Source organism: Rhizobium sp. 01T417 (assembly GCF_056398905.1).
Genome location: NZ_JBFTQH010000001.1, coordinates 32,773 through 48,933, shown reverse-complemented (window position 1 = coordinate 48,933; position 16,161 = coordinate 32,773). Strand labels below are relative to the sequence as shown.

15 protein-coding genes and 1 riboswitch are annotated in these 16,161 nt (G+C 59.3%); of the genes, 8 read left to right on the top strand and 7 right to left on the bottom strand.

Going from position 1 to position 16,161, the window contains the following annotated elements:
- Positions 1–6: 6 nt before the first annotated feature.
- Positions 7–1,056 carry a cobalamin biosynthesis protein CobW gene (gene cobW, locus AC1DPR_RS00225; protein ID WP_026371454.1) on the bottom strand — a complete coding sequence of 350 codons (1,050 nt, stop codon included), beginning with the start codon at positions 1,054–1,056 and terminating at the stop codon, positions 7–9.
- A 5-nt stretch (positions 1,057–1,061) separates the two neighbouring features.
- Positions 1,062–1,586, bottom strand: a complete 525-nt coding sequence (cobU, locus tag AC1DPR_RS00220; protein WP_018854709.1) for a bifunctional adenosylcobinamide kinase/adenosylcobinamide-phosphate guanylyltransferase — start codon at positions 1,584–1,586, stop codon at positions 1,062–1,064.
- Between the two features lie 129 nt (positions 1,587–1,715).
- Positions 1,716–2,112, bottom strand: a riboswitch (cobalamin riboswitch).
- 247 nt (positions 2,113–2,359) lie between these two features.
- On the opposite strand from cobU, the gene AC1DPR_RS00215 reads away from it, so the two are divergent.
- Positions 2,360–4,150: a chloride channel protein gene (locus AC1DPR_RS00215; protein ID WP_477815578.1), complete on the top strand. Its 1,791-nt coding sequence runs from the start codon at positions 2,360–2,362 to the stop codon at positions 4,148–4,150.
- Here the strand turns inward: AC1DPR_RS00215 and AC1DPR_RS00210 are convergent.
- Complete coding sequence (locus AC1DPR_RS00210; RefSeq protein ID WP_477815577.1) at positions 4,147–5,601, bottom strand: cobyric acid synthase; 1,455 nt, start codon at positions 5,599–5,601, stop codon at positions 4,147–4,149. The genes AC1DPR_RS00215 and AC1DPR_RS00210 overlap by 4 nt on opposite strands.
- Positions 5,602–6,121: 520 nt before the next feature.
- On the opposite strand from AC1DPR_RS00210, the gene AC1DPR_RS00205 reads away from it, so the two are divergent.
- Both AC1DPR_RS00205 and AC1DPR_RS00200 read left to right on the top strand, forming a co-directional pair.
- Positions 6,122–7,120 carry a glycine betaine ABC transporter substrate-binding protein gene (locus tag AC1DPR_RS00205; protein WP_062371170.1) on the top strand — a complete coding sequence of 333 codons (999 nt, stop codon included), beginning with the start codon at positions 6,122–6,124 and terminating at the stop codon, positions 7,118–7,120.
- A gap of 172 nt (positions 7,121–7,292) precedes the next feature.
- Positions 7,293–7,640, top strand: coding sequence for a hypothetical protein (locus AC1DPR_RS00200; RefSeq protein ID WP_192306530.1), 348 nt, complete (start codon positions 7,293–7,295; stop codon positions 7,638–7,640).
- Between the two features lie 7 nt (positions 7,641–7,647).
- Here the strand turns inward: AC1DPR_RS00200 and AC1DPR_RS00195 are convergent, their stop codons facing one another.
- The gene (locus AC1DPR_RS00195) at positions 7,648–7,803 is read right to left on the bottom strand and encodes an entericidin domain-containing protein (protein ID WP_007788385.1); all 156 of its coding nucleotides are present in this window, start codon (positions 7,801–7,803) and stop codon (positions 7,648–7,650) included.
- A gap of 88 nt (positions 7,804–7,891) precedes the next feature.
- Complete coding sequence (locus AC1DPR_RS00190; protein WP_025660718.1) at positions 7,892–8,833, bottom strand: LysR family transcriptional regulator; 942 nt, start codon at positions 8,831–8,833, stop codon at positions 7,892–7,894.
- Positions 8,834–9,157: 324 nt separating this feature from the next.
- On the opposite strand from AC1DPR_RS00190, the gene AC1DPR_RS00185 reads away from it, so the two are divergent.
- The 5 genes from AC1DPR_RS00185 to AC1DPR_RS00165 all read left to right on the top strand — a co-directional run bounded on the left by AC1DPR_RS00185 (position 9,158) and on the right by AC1DPR_RS00165 (position 13,715).
- Entirely contained in the window at positions 9,158–9,958 is an 801-nt protein-coding gene (locus AC1DPR_RS00185; RefSeq protein WP_018854702.1) for a class I SAM-dependent methyltransferase, read from the top strand.
- A 325-nt stretch (positions 9,959–10,283) separates the two neighbouring features.
- The gene (locus AC1DPR_RS00180) at positions 10,284–10,511 is read left to right on the top strand and encodes a hypothetical protein (protein WP_018854701.1); all 228 of its coding nucleotides are present in this window, start codon (positions 10,284–10,286) and stop codon (positions 10,509–10,511) included.
- A gap of 194 nt (positions 10,512–10,705) precedes the next feature.
- Complete coding sequence (locus AC1DPR_RS00175) at positions 10,706–11,860, top strand: glycosyltransferase (protein ID WP_477815576.1); 1,155 nt, start codon at positions 10,706–10,708, stop codon at positions 11,858–11,860.
- Between the two features lie 341 nt (positions 11,861–12,201).
- Positions 12,202–12,399: a hypothetical protein gene (locus tag AC1DPR_RS00170; protein ID WP_018854699.1), complete on the top strand. Its 198-nt coding sequence runs from the start codon at positions 12,202–12,204 to the stop codon at positions 12,397–12,399.
- Between the two features lie 296 nt (positions 12,400–12,695).
- Complete coding sequence (locus AC1DPR_RS00165; RefSeq protein ID WP_018854697.1) at positions 12,696–13,715, top strand: GlxA family transcriptional regulator; 1,020 nt, start codon at positions 12,696–12,698, stop codon at positions 13,713–13,715.
- Between the two features lie 15 nt (positions 13,716–13,730).
- On the opposite strand, the gene AC1DPR_RS00160 is transcribed toward AC1DPR_RS00165, so the two are convergent.
- Both AC1DPR_RS00160 and AC1DPR_RS00155 read right to left on the bottom strand, forming a co-directional pair.
- Positions 13,731–15,062 carry a GGDEF domain-containing response regulator gene (locus AC1DPR_RS00160; RefSeq protein ID WP_477815575.1) on the bottom strand — a complete coding sequence of 444 codons (1,332 nt, stop codon included), beginning with the start codon at positions 15,060–15,062 and terminating at the stop codon, positions 13,731–13,733.
- Positions 15,063–15,246: 184 nt separating this feature from the next.
- The gene (locus tag AC1DPR_RS00155; RefSeq protein WP_192240551.1) at positions 15,247–16,077 is read right to left on the bottom strand and encodes a response regulator; all 831 of its coding nucleotides are present in this window, start codon (positions 16,075–16,077) and stop codon (positions 15,247–15,249) included.
- Positions 16,078–16,161: the final 84 nt, after the last annotated feature.

The following is a 16,161-nucleotide window of genomic DNA, read 5'->3' as shown; positions in this document are numbered from 1 at the left end:
CTTCCCTTATGCCAGCGCTTCGATCGCCTTGCGCACCGCCGCTTCGTCCATCTCGTGCAAGCCGATGACGACAAGACGGGTGCCGCGTGCTTCGCCCGGCGCCCAGGCGCGATCGAAATAGTGGTCGATCCGGCTGCCGACCGCCTGCAACTGCAGGCGCATCGGCTTGCCGGGAACATCGATGAAGCCCTTGAGCCGCAGCACGTCATGTTCCCCGATGATGCCCCTCAGCGCATCCACGAAGGCTGCCGGATCGGCAACAGGACCAAGCTCGACCACGAAGCTGTCGAACTCGTCATGATCGTGCGGCACGCCGTCCTCGTGTTCGAGTTCATGGTGGGACTTGCGATTGACCACATCGTCTTCCGTACCGACGCCGAGCCCGAGCAGCACGCTTGCCGGAACCTCGCCATTGCGCGCCTCGATCATGACAGGCTTGCGAGCGATACGGGAAGCAACCTCATCGCGCACGCGACCAAGGCCGGCGGTGTCGAGAAGGTCGGTCTTGTTGAGTACGATCAGATCGGCGCAGGTCAGCTGGTCCTCGAAAAGCTCCTCGATCGGGCTCTCATGGTCGAGCGACTCGTCTTCGACCCGACGAGCCTCGACGGCATCGTGATCGTCCGCGAAGCGGCCCGCGGCAACGGCGGCGCTGTCGACAACGGTAACGACGCCATCGACGGTGACCTGCGTGCGGATATCAGGCCAGTTGAACGCCGCAACGAGCGGCTGCGGCAGCGCGAGACCGGATGTTTCAATAACGATATGGTCGGGGCGCTGTTCGCGCTCCAGAAGCTTGGTCATCGTCGGAATGAAGTCGTCGGCAACCGTGCAGCAGATGCAGCCATTGGTGAGCTCGATGATGTCATCCTCGGTGCAGTTCTCCGCGCCGCAGCCCTTGAGCACGTCGCCGTCGACGCCGAGATCGCCGAATTCGTTGATGATAAGCGCGATCTTCTTACCGTTGGCATTGGAGAGCAGATTGCGGATCATCGTCGTCTTGCCGGCGCCGAGGAAACCCGTGATCACGGTCGCCGGAATTTTCTGCTGGTTCATGAAATTCAACCCTTCATCTTCAACGGCAGTCCAGCCGCGATAAAATACACATCCACGGCCTCGGCCGCGATCATTTGATGCAGACGGCCGGCATGGTCCCGAAACTCCCGCGCCATGCGGTTTTCCGGCACGATACCGAGACCGACCTCATTGGAAACGATGACGAGACGGGCTCGTGCCGTCGGCAGATACGCCACAAGCGAGGCAAATTCCGCCCCTATGTCGCGGTCTTCCATCATCAGATTGGTGATCCAAAGCGTCAGGCAATCCACCAAAACTGCCCGCTTCTCGCCATCGATCGCCCGCAGGCAGCCGACAAGATCCAGCGGCTCTTCATGGGTATGCCAGAGATCGCCGCGATCGGCTTTGTGCTTGTCGATCCGGGCGCGCATCTCGTCGTCCCAAGCCCGACCGGTCGCCACGTAATGGTGCTCCAGGCCGCTCGAGACGACCAGTTGCTCGGCAAAACGCGATTTGCCCGAGCGCGCGCCGCCCAGGATGAAAGTCGCGCCTGATGATATCGGGCTCATGGAAAACGCTGACCGATCTTCGGAAGCCTTCCGCGAGAGACCGGAACGACTGCGGAGCGCAGCCGGCAAATCTGTCTTTCAGCCATGACAACCTCCGTGCTGGCAGCGGGCATCACCCAGGAATGGGCTTTTCGCCCGGCACAGTTGGCAGGTCTCCTGGCTCGCGGGTCTTGGCCGCGATCGGGGCAAACCGGAAACCGGTCGCCCCAGATCGTGCCAGCGGATCTTCCTCGCCTTCCCGGCTGCATTTCATGAAAAGGCGGACGATTCGTAGACGTAAGAGGCGTCCTGCCCCGGTTGATCATGATACACTGCCAGTGACTTTTCCGTCGCCACTTTCGCACAGCCCGCCTGCACCCTTGCAGGCTGTCAGCCACGCGAAACCAACGCCGGACGGAAAACCCTGACCGCTCTACAGTCGCGGGGTCGGCTCTGATGACGGTGCCCGAATTGGGTCCACCGCTTCATATTCCCTTTTCATCCGCACCGATTCAACCGGTCCGGAACCATCCGTTATGGCGTCATCGTTAGGCAAGGCCACTCCTGAAGTCAATCAAAAGCCGTCGCTCCTAAGATTGCCGTCATCGCCGCGAAACGCTGTCAAGTCGACCTACTCTACAAGATTTATCGTCTTTTATCAGTGGCTTACGTCATAAATAATTACTGTCCGCGCCGGTCTTTTGCCGCAATTGCATCGCAAGCGGGTCGCGCCACTGATTTGCCCCTCCCTTCCTCGCACTTGAACGCGCCTGCGCCCGCCTAGTTTTCCTGCCATGCTCCTCAAAATCGATATTCGCCGCTTCGGTCCGTTTCATACCCTTCTCGATATAGGGCGGATGCGCGCCCTGCTGCGCCGCAGCGAGATGGGGATGGTCATCGCCGGCGCGATCGTCGGTGTCATATCGGGTTTGGCAGTGACCGGTATGGGTCTCATTTCCCGCGAAATGCACAGCCTGATCTTCGGAATCAGCGACGTCGAGAGACTGAGTTCGTCGCAGATCGACAACAAGCTGCTGTTGCTGACGGCGCCGGTCTGCGGCGGCATTCTCCTGGGTCTGTTGCTGTTCGTGCTTGCCAAGACCCGCAAGAAGCCGATGGTGGATCCGATCGAGGCGAACGCACTGCATGGCGGTCGGCTATCTCTCACCGATAGCATTCTGGTCGCAGTCCAAAATCTTATTTCTAATGGTTTCGGGGCCTCCGTCGGCCTGGAAGCCGGCTACACGCAGCTGGCGGCCGGACTGGCCTCGAAGCTCGGGCTGAAGCTGCAGCTTCGCCGCTCGGACCTGCGCGTTCTCGTTGGGTGCGGCGCAGCGGGTGCGATTGCCGCTGCCTTCAATGCCCCGCTGACCGGCGCATTCTACGCCTTCGAGCTCATCATCGGCTCGTACACCATCGTCTCTCTAACGCCGGTTGTGGTTTCTGCGCTGGTTTCGACGCTGGTGGCTCGGCTGCTCGGTGGCAGCGATTTCCTGATCGACGTTGGCGAATTCGGTACGGTCATGCCGGCTGATTACGTCCCGGCTCTCCTGCTCGGCGCATTCTGTGCGGGTGTCGGTATCATGATCATGCAGGGCGTTGCCTGGATCGAGGAATTGGCTCGCCGGAGTTCGATCGCGACGCCGCTGCGCCCTGCCCTTGGCGGCATCGTCGTTGGCCTCCTCGCGCTGATCACACCGCAGGTGCTGTCGGCAGGACATGGCGCGCTCCACCTCAACCTCGGGCGCGACGTCGCGATTCCGGTGCTCGTGGGCCTGTTCCTCCTGAAAGCCTTCGCCTCCGCGATCTCGATCGGTTCGGGCTTCAGAGGCGGTCTGTTCTTCGCGTCGCTGTTCATGGGCGCGCTGGTAGGCAAGTTCTTCGCCTATTCCGCCCCCTACTTCGCTCACGCTACGCTGACACCGGTCATCTACGCGGTCGTCGGCATGAGTTCGCTTGCGGTCGCCGTCATCGGCGGGCCGCTGACGATGACGTTCCTTGCTCTCGAAATTACCGGCGACTTTCCGATCACGGCGCTTGTGCTGGCGGCGGTCATCACCTCCTCGCTCGTCGTCCGCAGCACCTTCGGCTACTCCTTCGCAACATGGCGCTTCCACCTGCGCGGCGAGAGCATTCGCAGCGCGCACGATGTCGGCTGGATCCGCAACCTAACGGTTGACCGGCTGATGCGCGCCGATGTGAAGACCGCCAATGCCGCTCTCTCGATCGATGAGTTCAAGGAACGCTTCCCCATCGGCTCGGCGCAGCGGGTCGTCCTGGTCGATGGTACCGGCAAGTACAGCGGCCTCGTGCTCGTTCCGGAGATTTACGCGAACCTGACCGATACCGACGAAACCGGCAAGGATCTCAGCGAATTCATCCGCTACAAGAACGATTTCCTGCAGCCGCGGATGAACGCCAAGCAGGCAGCCGCCATCTTCGACAAGACCGAAAGCGAAGCGCTCGCCGTCGTCAACAATCTGATTGAGCGCAAGGTCGTCGGCCAGTTGAGCGAGGCGCATACGCTGCGCCGTTACAGCGAAGAACTCGATCGCCGCCGCCGCGAAATATCCGGCGAGATCTAGCCGAGAAGTTCGTCCAGCCAGCGCCGGTCAAGACAGGCTTCCAGCTCGGCCGCAACGTCGTCCAGGGCTTTCTCGACGCCGGCACGATAGTCATTCGTGTCGCCCGAAAGGCCAAAGCTGCGCAGCAAGCGAGAACGGTAGATGTCGCTGGCGAACAGCCCATGCAGATAGGTTCCCGCAATCCGGCCGTCTGCCGATACCGCGCCATCCGGCCTACCATCGACGATCGCGAACGGCCGGCCGCAGTCTTCGCCGGAGGTGATACCGAGATGGATCTGGTAGCCGGAAAGCGGGGACCCGTCCTCCACTGCTGTCGCAACACTGTTGCGGACGGTCTTTTCAGGCGCCATCTCCGTCTCGACGTCAAGCAGCCCGAGGCCCGCCATATCCACCGCATGTCCCTCGATGCCCAGGGGATCATGGACCTTGCGCCCGAGCATCTGATAGCCGCCGCAAATCCCGATCACCCGACCACCCCGCTTCGCATGGGCCAGTATGTCGGCATCCCAACCCTGCGCACGCATATCAGCCAGGTCTGATATCGTTGATTTCGAACCGGGCAAGATCACCAGCCGCGCGTCCGCAGGCAGCCGCTCGCCCGCGCGGACGAAAACCAAATCGACATCCGGCTCCGCCTTCAAGGGGTCGAGATCGTCGAAATTTGCGATGCGGGTAAAGACCGGCACGGCGACCTTGAGTGCCCCCGTGCCGCCGCGTGCGAGGCGTTCCAACGCCACCGAGTCCTCGGCCGGCAGACGCGAAGCGTGCCTGAGCCACGGCACGACACCGAAGCATGGCCATCCGGTGAAGCGGCGCACCGCATCGATACCCGTATCAAAGAGCGAGACGTCGCCACGGAACTTGTTGATGAGGTAGCCGGATATCATTGCCCGGTCGTCCTCGGAGAGGATCGTATGCGTCCCAACCAGCGAGGCGATCACGCCCCCGCGGTCAATATCGCCGACAAGCACGACAGGCACACCGGCACGGGTGGCAAATCCCATATTGGCGATATCGCCGGCCCTGAGATTGATTTCGGCGGGCGAACCTGCGCCTTCCACGATCACAAGATCCGCTCCGGCCGAAACGGCCGAAAAGCTCTGCATCACGTAGTCGAGGAGCGCTGGCTTGAGTTTCTGATAGTCCCGTCCCTTGGCCTGCCCCCAGACCTTGCCCTGAACGATGATCTGGCTGCCGTATTCGGATTGCGGTTTGAGCAATACAGGATTCATGTGCACCGAGGACGGCACACGCGCGGCAAGCGACTGCAGCCATTGCGCCCGGCCGATCTCGCCGCCGTCGTCGGCGACCGCGGCATTGTTCGACATGTTCTGCGGTTTGAAGGGACGGACCGAAAGGCCACGATTGGCAGCAAGACGGCAAAGCCCCGCGACAAGAACGGTCTTGCCGACATCGGAGCCGGTCCCTTGCAGCATGATGGCCTTGGTCATTGTCACGGAACTCCGGAGAACCCGACCCCCGCCTACAACGGCCTCTCTGCCGTGGTCAATCGCAAGCGCCGAAAATGCGAAGGCCACGTCACCCGCTTAGGGTAGCGCGGCCTGCCGAAATACGCTGGCGCATTCGCCCATACACGGCGAAGCTCACGTTCTCCGGGACGCATTACCTGATCCGGAGAAGCGGCGGTGTCCCCCGCCACGGAAGAACAGATACCGCCACATTGTTACCGGACGGTTAGCAACTCCCTAAGCAAAGATGAATTTCGGCATTTTCCGGCTTTGGGACGCTCGTGGTAACCTTTTGGTGGGGCTGGCAATACGTTTTCAAATCAGACGCTTAGACTTCACGCCTCATGCACAGAAGAACGATTGATTTCCACAGCCGAACGCGTAGGCTGCCATTCCAAGGCATCAAGACGAGCGCCACAGCAATAGCCGGACAAACAGGATAAAGATCTCCGCAAGACGCGGAACGCCTAGTTGTGGCGGGGCAGCAAGAATGGGAAGGCAAATGAGATCTCTCTGCACGTCGATCCTGCTCGCCGCAGGAATCTGTGCGGCCGCTACGACTGCGCAGGCTGCCGAATGCGGCAACGTCACCATCGCTGAAATGAAGTGGGCTTCGGCGGGTATTGCGGCCAACTTCGACAGGTTCATTCTTGAGAAGGGTTATGGCTGCTCTGTCAAAATCGTCCCGGGCGACACGATGCCGACCTTCCTGTCGATGAACGAGAACGGTGAGCCGGATATCGCTTCGGAGTTCTGGATCAATTCCGTCCGCACAGAACTCGACGGTGCGGTCAAGGAAGGCAGGCTGATCCTGGCGGCGGAAATCCTTTCGGAGGGAGCTGTCGAAGGCTGGTGGATACCCAAATTCGTCGCCGACGCTAACCCCAATATCCGCAGCGTACAGGATGCGCTCAAGCATCCGGAACTCTTCCCCGCGCCGGGAAATGCATCGCAGGGCGCCGTCTTTAGTTGCCCCGTCGGCTGGAGCTGTCAGATTTCGACATCCAACCTGTTCCGCGCGCTGGACGCCGAGAAGAGCGGGTTTCAGTTGATCGAAACCGGCAGCCCACAGGACCTTGATGATTCTATCGCAAACGCCTTCCAGAAAAAGGAGGGCTGGCTTGGCTATTACTGGGCACCCACGGCCGTCCTCGGCAAATACGACATGACGCGCCTGAGCTTCGGCGTGGGTCATGACAAGGCAGAATGGGATAAGTGCACATCTGTCCCCGGCTGCGCGCGGCCGCAGGTGAATTCCTATCCCGTCTCACGGGCCTTTACGATTGTCACCAAAGCCTTCGCCGACCGTGCCGGACCGGCCATGGATTACCTGAAGCTCCGCTCGTGGGACAATACGACAATCAACGAAGTGCTCGCCTGGCAGGATGACAACCACAAGAGCAACGAGGAAGCCACCGTCTACTTCCTCCAGAACTACGCCGCGCTATGGACCAAATGGGTTCCTGCCGATGTCGCGCAGAAGGTCAAGGCCGGGCTCTAGGAAGAGCAAAGCAATCGCTCACCAGACGGTGCAATATTCTTCGATCGGTCAGCGCAGGATTCGCGCAAGAGTGAGCGGGGAAAAGGAGCAGCCGTCTTCTGACGGTATCGGTTTCCTGTAAGCGGCGGCACCCAATCGTGCCAAGCTGCTTGCCCAGACGAAGAGAAAAAAGATGACATCCACCCCGTTTCCCGACCGCGACACAATCGCCTCGAAGCTTGCCAGCCTGGAGGAGCAGGAAAAATCCTACGTCTCCCTGCTGATGGAAAATGCGGCACAGGACGAGAACGTCATCGATGGTCTTCACCGTCACCTGAACAATGCCGCGAGCGCGCCATTCCTGAATACGCTGAAACTCGAGAGCCTTGGGAGATGGATTGGCGGCGCAGCGCCGGCCCGCCTGCAGATACGCCTCATGGAGGCAGCGAAATCAAGCCAGCACCCGGCCTATGCGGCGTTCCGGAGTGGGCTTTCGCGTTCCGGCGGGCTGGAAAGGGCCTACCCGCCGGCGGTGATCTGACGCCGTCTTACCTGGTGGCCGCGCGACCGACCGAACGACCTGCATCCTGAGTCGCGTTTACGGCATTTGCCGTGTCGCGACCGATGCCGCGGATTGTGTTTCCACACGAAGAAAGCACGAGCAGAATTGCGAGGGCGGAGCCGATCTTGGCCATTGTCGTCATTGCGAAATCCTTCTTTTCAATCGTCCACGCGCGGGCGACTCCGCGCGCATTAAACCCCGGAGGAAGAAAAGAGGTCCGTACTAAGTTGTCAAGCCGCTACGGCCTTGGCTTTTTCCGCAAAGGCAAAGCGGATGCTATCGGCTACCGCCCGCATCGGGTTGTTCATCTGTGACGCAGTGAGCAGCCTGATGTCGAAGGAACCGAGTTCGGGCAGCCCCTCCTGCACGCCGAGAATTGTCATCTCATCAGTGACATAGGAGCGCGGCAGGGGCGCGATCGCGAGGTCGGAAACGACGGCCGCTCGCTGGGCCATGGTGTGACCGCTAAGAAAAGCGACACGATAGCCGCGCTTCATTCGCTCAAGCTGAGACAGTGCCTCAGAGCGCCAAATGCAGCCATCCTCCCAGATCGAGATCGGCAGCGGATCGCGGCGGTGCGCCGTACCACATTTGGCACCGGCCCATACAAGCCTCTCGCGGAAGACGATCTCCCCATCCGTCGGCAGCGGACGCGTCGCGCAATTGATCAGTGCCAGGTCCAGGCGCTGCTCTTCCATGCGCTTCTTGAGGCCGATGCTCATGTCAATGGTGACATCGACCATGATGCTCGGGAAACTCTCGGCGAAGCTTTTCAGGATATTCGGCAGCAGCCGTTCGCCGATATCTTCAGGCGCACCGAGCCGCACCACGCCGCTCAGCTCGGGCATGATGAACCGCGAGACGGCCTCGTTCGACAGAGCGAGGATGTTGCGCGCGTAGGAGAGCAGCACTTCGCCATGCTGGGTCAGACTGACCGATCGCGCATCACGCAGAAACAGCGTGGCGCCGAGTTGCTCTTCCAGCTTCTTGATCTGCATGGATACCGCCGACGGCGTCCGATAGACGGCTTCCGCGGCCGTGGAAAAATTGCCGGTCTCTGCAATGGCAACGAAGGTGCGCAGCACGTCGTTGTCAAGCAGAGGAATGGGACGGCGAAAGGGAATGCTCATCGTCACATCTTTCAATTTTTCTGAATTTGACTTCCATATCATTTTGTTTGATTGAAAGTCAACCCGACAATACCCTTGGTTCATAGCGGCTAGTACTGATGAAAGGAGGCCGCGATGAACACGCTCATTGTAATCTTCGACATCTTCTACGCATTCAGATCTCGTCAGATCTCACGTCAGACACGCAATCGCACACGAGATCAGTTGGCTCGACTGCCGAGGCATCTCGCTGATGACCTCGACCTACAGGCACTAGGTATGACCGTCCCTCGCTGAAGATGCGAGCGCCGCCAGCGGCTTCAAAGACGCATCGAAAGGTTCTAATATACGCTCCGGGCGCGGCGACGGAGCGTAAGGACCATCGCGATGAACGATGCGTGTTTCCAAGGCGATATCCCTGCAGCATACGATCGGTATCTGGTGCCGATCCTGTTTGACCCTTATGCCGCCGATCTGGCGCAGCGCCTGGCATCGGTTCATCCGCACCGCGTTCTCGAAGTCGCAGCAGGGTCCGGGGCCCTCACGCGCGCGATATCGTCGGCGCTTCCGCACGCCCAAATCATCGCCACCGATTTGAACCAGGCGATGCTGGATGTCGCCGCATTGAGACATTCTGGCGGGCATATCGCATGGCGACAGGCTGACGCGTTGAGCCTGCCCTTTCCCGATCACATCTTTGACACCGTCACATGCCAGTTCGGCGTCATGTTCTTTCCCGATAAGCAACGCGCCTACCGCGAAATCCTCCGCGTACTCAAGCCGAAAGGGACCTTCCTCTTCAGCACCTGGGACTCCCTCGAGAGCAACGCCTTCGCAAAGGTCATGATGACTGAGACGGATGCATTGTTTCCAGAAGATCCGCTGGACTTCTTCCGGCGAACGCCGCACAGCTATTTTGATGCCGAGGCGATCCTCTCGGAACTCGAACGGGCCGGATTCGAGTCGGCCGCTTTCACCAAGGTCGAAAAGACTGCCCATGCGTCCTCGGCAAGGGACGCCGCAACCGCCTTCTGCAAGGGCAGCCCGCTCCGCATGGAAATCGAAGCCCGCAACCCGAAATTCGACGTCGTGGCACGAGTCACGGCGGCTCTCGAGCAGGCTTTCGGCAAAGGTCCGATCGAAGGGCCGATGTCAGCGCTGGTGTTCACCGCCGAGGCGCCACGGTAGATATCACGCGCACGGCAGCCGCTCATTGTGCCGACGCGCAAAGGCGCGCACCAAAACACGGCTCGTCCGACAATGCCTCGAATTGTCGGAACATCCGATGCTAGGAGCCGTTCCTTGTGGGCAACGCACGCTTTGCTTTGTCGTTGCGCTGACTGCGTTTCCCTCAACTGCAGTCGCAGAGGCCCGGCGCTGTCCAAACCAGCACCGGGCTTTGTCCGCTCATCTCGGCGATCTCCCCTCCATCCATTTCAGTAATGACTAAAATAAAACTTGAAATCGCCGCGTCGGAAACGATGATGCTTGCTGTCAGCTAGGAGGGGCGTTGATGTCACAGTATCAGGAGACGCGGCGGTTCAAATGCACGGGCGGCGCAGGAAATCCCTGCATTGTCATCGAACAGATCAGGGTTGCCGATGAAGCCATCCCTAGGCCCAGAACCGATTACATGACAATGGATGGCGAGGTCGCCAATCGCCTCGACAAGAAGCACTTCCTGATCTTGATGAAGGGTGAGGTTGTGAAGATCCAGAGGGCGCTGAGGAAGAAACACTGAGCCGGGGCCCGTCGGCATCGGCGTCGCGGCGGGCAAGCCGGTCCTCGTCGGCAGACAGATCCTGTGGATCTTCGCATGACTAAGGCGTCACCGTTGGGTAGATGTCATCATCGCGTCATCTGACGGTGATGTTTTGACTCACCGAGCGCTGAGACTCGTTTTCATTCCGGCGCTGTTCACCGCTGGAATGACTGATGCTGTATATCATTGCCGTCGCCGGTGCCCTGTTGGCAGCCAATACCCTCAGCCTTATGATCGCGGGATGGCGAATTCGGTCCCGCCAAGACAAGACGCCAAGTGTCGCTGTGCGTCCGCCTGTCTCGATAGTGATACCCCTTTGCGGCATAGAACAGTTCTCGCGGGAAACACTCGAAAGCGCGCTGATCCTGGATTGGCCCGACTACGAAGTCATTTTTTGCATTGCAGACAAGGCCGATCCGATCATTGGTCTGGCGGAGAACACCCTCCGAGCAAGGCCGCTGGCAAATGCAAGGATTTTGATCGGGGATGACCGCATCAGCGCAAATCCGAAACTCAACAACTGCGTCAAGGGCTGGAGCGCGGCGGCGCATGAATGGGTCGTCCTTGCCGATTCCAATGTCCTGATGCCGGCGAACTATCTCGCACGCCTTATGGCCGCATGGCGACCCGACAGCGGCCTCGTTTGCTCGACGCCACTTGGCTCCCGTCCGAGCGGATTTTGGGCGGAGGTCGAATGTGCTTTTCTCAACACCCACCAAGCCCGTTGGCAATATGCCGGGGAAGCGCTTGGATTCGGCTTCGCGCAAGGCAAGAGCATGCTCTGGCAAAAGACGATCCTCGACGCCCACGGTGGCATCCAAACCCTTGCGGCCGAGATCGCAGAAGACGCCGCCGCCACAAAGCTGGTCAACAGCATGGGCCTCAAGGTGCATCTCGTCGCCGGACCATTCGAGCAGCCCCTAGGCAGAAGGACCTTCCGCGAGCTCTGGGCCAGGCAGTCTCGTTGGGCGCGGCTGAGACGCGTCACTTTCCCGCACTTCTTCGCGCCTGAGATCCTGCTTGGCGTAGTTCCTCCCCTATTGCTGGGCCTGAGCGCTGCCGTCGTTTCCGGCACCAGTCTCGTTACTACAACCCTGGCAGTCTTATGCACCGCCTACGCGCCGGAACTTATTCTTGCAGCCCGCAAGCATTGGCACCTATCCCTGCTGTCACTCCTCGCAATGGTTACCCGCGATGTCTTGCAGCCAGCGATCTGGACACGGAGTTGGTTGAGAGGCAGTTTCGATTGGCGCGGAAACATTATGGTGATCAGATCGCAGGAATCGCGCCTGGAGGGTGGAGTAGCCGAACCGATTACAGGCCCCTAAACTAGGGCAATCGACATACCGCGGCGGCCGCCAGCCGCCCAAGTTGCCCTCGGGACATATGAATCCGCCCCGCCAGATCGGCCACTGTTCCGCCGGCAGCGCGGTGCCCGCATCTCACTTTAGATCAACACCATGCGTGGCGGCTCCTCCCCGCGCCGCCGGTAGGCACGACGCCCCTCGAATTGAATTGGCCGTGTCGGCAGATATCCAATCCGCCGCGCGTCGCCATCGTTCAAAATCACTGATGATATCCATAAATGCTATTCGTTTGATTGATGGGACGAAAACACCCATATTTTACTCATCAAACAAGGCGTCATCCGACGAAGAAAGGAACGGCTATGACGACGATTACCTTCAGGCACACCAAGGCGTCCTCAAGCGAAGCTCATGCGCATATTGTCGACTATGCCCGCAAGCTTGTTCATGCTTGGCACCAGTGGCAGGCCGCCCGCGAAATCGAATCCATGCCCTTCGACATGCGTAAGGACATTGGCTGGCCGTCGGCGGATGGCGCGGATGAACGCAAGGTTATGTAATGAATCCGACATTCCTCCCCGCGTGAGAGCGGCGCCCGCCTTCGTGCAGCGCCGCTTTCTCCGTCTTTAGGGGCTCCTAATTAAATCTTGAATTTCAGACACATATATTTTCTTCGAGCGCCTTTTTCGAACTTTTGAAGAACGCAAACGTCATTTGACCATCGTCAATTTCAGCAATGTCGCAAATTTGCTCTTTGCGGCCGCATTTATCCATGAGAATGTCGCTTTCAGGATATCGAAACGACGTATTCCAAGCAACGAATAGTGCATTCGCACCTCCAGCACGGATTTGTCTCATGAACAAGATGTCGCACAAGCAACGCTCTCTCGTCTTCTTCATGGTTCCGCAGTTTACGATGCTGCCCTTTTCAGCGGCGATCGATACCCTGCGCATAGCCAACCGCATGCTCGGCTACCAGGCCTACACGTGGCGGCTGACCTCGGTTGACGGGCAGAAGGTCTATTCTTCCTGCGGCATCGGCGTCGAGGCAAATACGTCGCTGGCCGATGAGCGCCGCAATCTCGGCGGCGAATATCGCCCGAGCATGGTGCTGGTCTGTTCCGGCATCGATGTCGAAGACTTCAACAACAAGTCCGTCAGTGCTTGGTTGCGCGAATCCTACAACCGCGGCGTCGCCGTCGGCAGCCTTTGTACCGGCGCGCACATCCTCGCACAGGCGGGGCTTCTGAACGGCAAGCGCTGTGCTATCCACTGGGAAAACCTGCCGGGCTTTTCGGAAGCCTTTCCGCAGGCCGAGGTCTATGCCGATCTCTATGAAGTGGACAGTAATCTCTACACCTGCGCCGGCGGCACGGCGTCGCTGGACATGATGCTGAATCTGATCGGCCAGGATTTCGGCGAAACGCTGGTGAACCGGGTCTGCGAGCAGCATCTGACGGATCGCGTCCGCAGCCCGAACGATCGCCAGCGCCTGCCGCTGCGCGCGCGCCTCGGCGTCCAGAATGCCAAGGTTCTCTCCATCATCGAACTGATGGAAGGCAACCTCTCCGAACCGCTCTCGCTGCTTGAGATCGCGGACGGCGTAGACCTGTCACGCCGCCAGATCGAGCGGTTGTTCCGTCAGGAAATGGGGCGCTCGCCGGCGCGGTATTATCTGGAAATACGGCTTGATCGCGCCCGCCACCTGCTGGTGCAGTCCTCCATGCCGGTCGTCGAAGTCGCCGTCGCCTGTGGCTTCGTTTCGGCCTCACACTTCTCCAAGTGTTATCGCGAACTCTATCATCGCTCGCCGCAACAGGAGCGCGCAGAACGCAAGATGACGATGGCAACCGCACGCCAGGCCATCGCCGCGTGATCTCAGCCCGGGCGGCTATTGAGCCGCCTCCGCCGTCATCCGCGCGTCGGAATAGACCTGATTGCGCCCTTTGTGCTTGGCCATATAGAGAAACTGGTCGGCGGCATTGAGATAGTTGTCGAAGGTTTCATAGTCGGAAATCTCGGCAACGCCGATCGACACGGTGACGGAAAGCTCCTCGTCATCGGCCATCACCTTCATGCGTGAGATATCCGACCGTATCTCATCACACAGCTTGCTCGCGGCCATTGAATCCATCATCGGGAACAAGATCGCAAACTCCTCACCACCGAGGCGCGAAAGAAGGTTGTCGCTTCCCTCGAAGATCGTTGCAAGCCGGTCTGCGACCGCCTTCAGCACCTCGTCTCCGATCTCGTGCCCGTATGTATCGTTCAACCGCTTGAAATGATCGATGTCGAGGATCGCGACAGCGGCCGCGGTCTTCTGGCGCAGGCAGTCATTCACCAGCTTGGGCCCGAGATCGTAGAAGTAGCGGCGATTGTAGAGGCCAGTGAGGTAGTCGCAGGCCGCAGCCGCCCGAAGCTGCTTCAGCTGCGCCAAAGTCTCGACGTTGTTGGCGACCCGGCACTGCAGTTCCTCAGCCACGAACGGCCTATAGAGAAAATCCGAAGCGCCGGCCTTCAGAAAGCTCACAGAGAGCAGGCGATCGCTCGAAGATGAAACCCCGATGATCCGCAGCCGATCAGAGCCGAAGTGCCGCCGTATCCGCCGCGTCAGCTCGCAACCGCGCATGTCGGGCATATGATGATCAGTGATGACGACCTCGATATCGTCGTAGGTCTCAAGCGCGGCGAAGGCCTCGAGGCCGGAAGCGGCTTCCACAACCATATACTGTTGCGCTTCGAGCAACCCGACCAGGAGTTCGCGCGCGGAAGGGACATCGTCGACCACGAGCACCCGTATCTTCCTGTTCGATAATGCCCGCCTGACGCTGGCAACAACGCTATCGAGCGCGAACTCGTTGTCTTTCAGCACATAGTCGATGACATTGCGCTCCATGATGCGATTGCGCGTATCGAGGTCGAAAGTGGCGGTGAAGACAATGGTCGGGATACTGGCCTGTATGGTGCAGTCGAGCGCCTCGCCATAGGGTGCGTCCGGCAAATTGAGGTCGACAATCGCCATTGTGTAATCGTTTGGCGACTGGGCGATCGTCTCTTCGAGGATTTTCAGGGAGGCGCACGGTTTGACGTTCAGGCCGAGTTCTGCATGAAGCCGGTGGCACAGAACCGCTGAAAACATCCGGGAATCTTCAACCAGGAGCACCCGCTGGCCACCAAAACGTGGTCCGAATCCATCCCGATGGAGATCCTCCTGGAACGCCATTCACTCCTATCCCCCAGAAAGCCGCCGCAGTCCGAATCGACCGTCTTCTCGACTTTTATGAAGATAACTCACAGAAACACGCCTGAGAAGATATCGAGACTTGGCAACACCGGAAATTGCATAAATCTCCGTTTCCGGGGGCTTGAATGCGTCCCATCTACAATCCTCGAGCGCAGGAAATGCGTCAGGCAACGGCCCGCTCCCTGCGCATCAACTGGATCTGCAGCAGCGTGTCGAGGTTCTGGTTGACGCGGCAGTAGAACTCTTCGTCGATGAATGGGCGCAGCATGAAGTCGTTACCGCCGGCTTTGAGGAACCGCGCCGACAGCAGCCGGTTGGACGATGACGACACGCCGATGATGCGCAACTCGTGCGAGCCGATGTTGGCGCGTATGCGTCGCGTCAGCTCGAAGCCATCGATATCGGGCATGTTGTAGTCGGTGATCATCAAGCCGATGTCGCGATTCGCCTTGAGGATTTCGAGCGCCTTGGCGCCGCTTTCCGCGGTGTTGACCCGGAAATTGTAGCGCTTGAGGCGGCTCGAGAGCAGCGCGCGGGCCGTAGCGCTGTCATCGACAATCAGAACATGATGACGATGATTGGTAAGGAAGCGGCAGATCGATTCGGCAAGAAGATCAACCGCGAAGACATTGTCCTTGAGGATGTAATCGACGATGTCCTTGGCGATCAGCTTGTCGCGCATACCTTCTTGGAACGTGCCGGTGAAGACGATGGTCGGGATGCTGAGATCGACCAGATATTCCAATGCTTCGCCATTTTCGGCACCGGGCAGATTGATGTTGGAAATGGCAAGCGTGATCGGGTCGGTGGACTTGTCATATGACAGCTGCAGCTCTTCGAAACTCCGGCAGATCTCCACGTCGATATCGAAAAGCTCCTTCAGCCGCCTGCCGATCATCGATGTGAAGACATTGGAATCCTCGGCGAGAATAATGCGCGCACCGGCAAACATGCCTCCGGAATATTGCATTCCTGAAATACCCAAAAACGCCATTTCGAAACCTTTTGATAAAATGGTATCCCCGCTTCAAAGCGGTACAGTAGCCGGTTTGAATAAGTATTAATCGGCTGCGGTCAC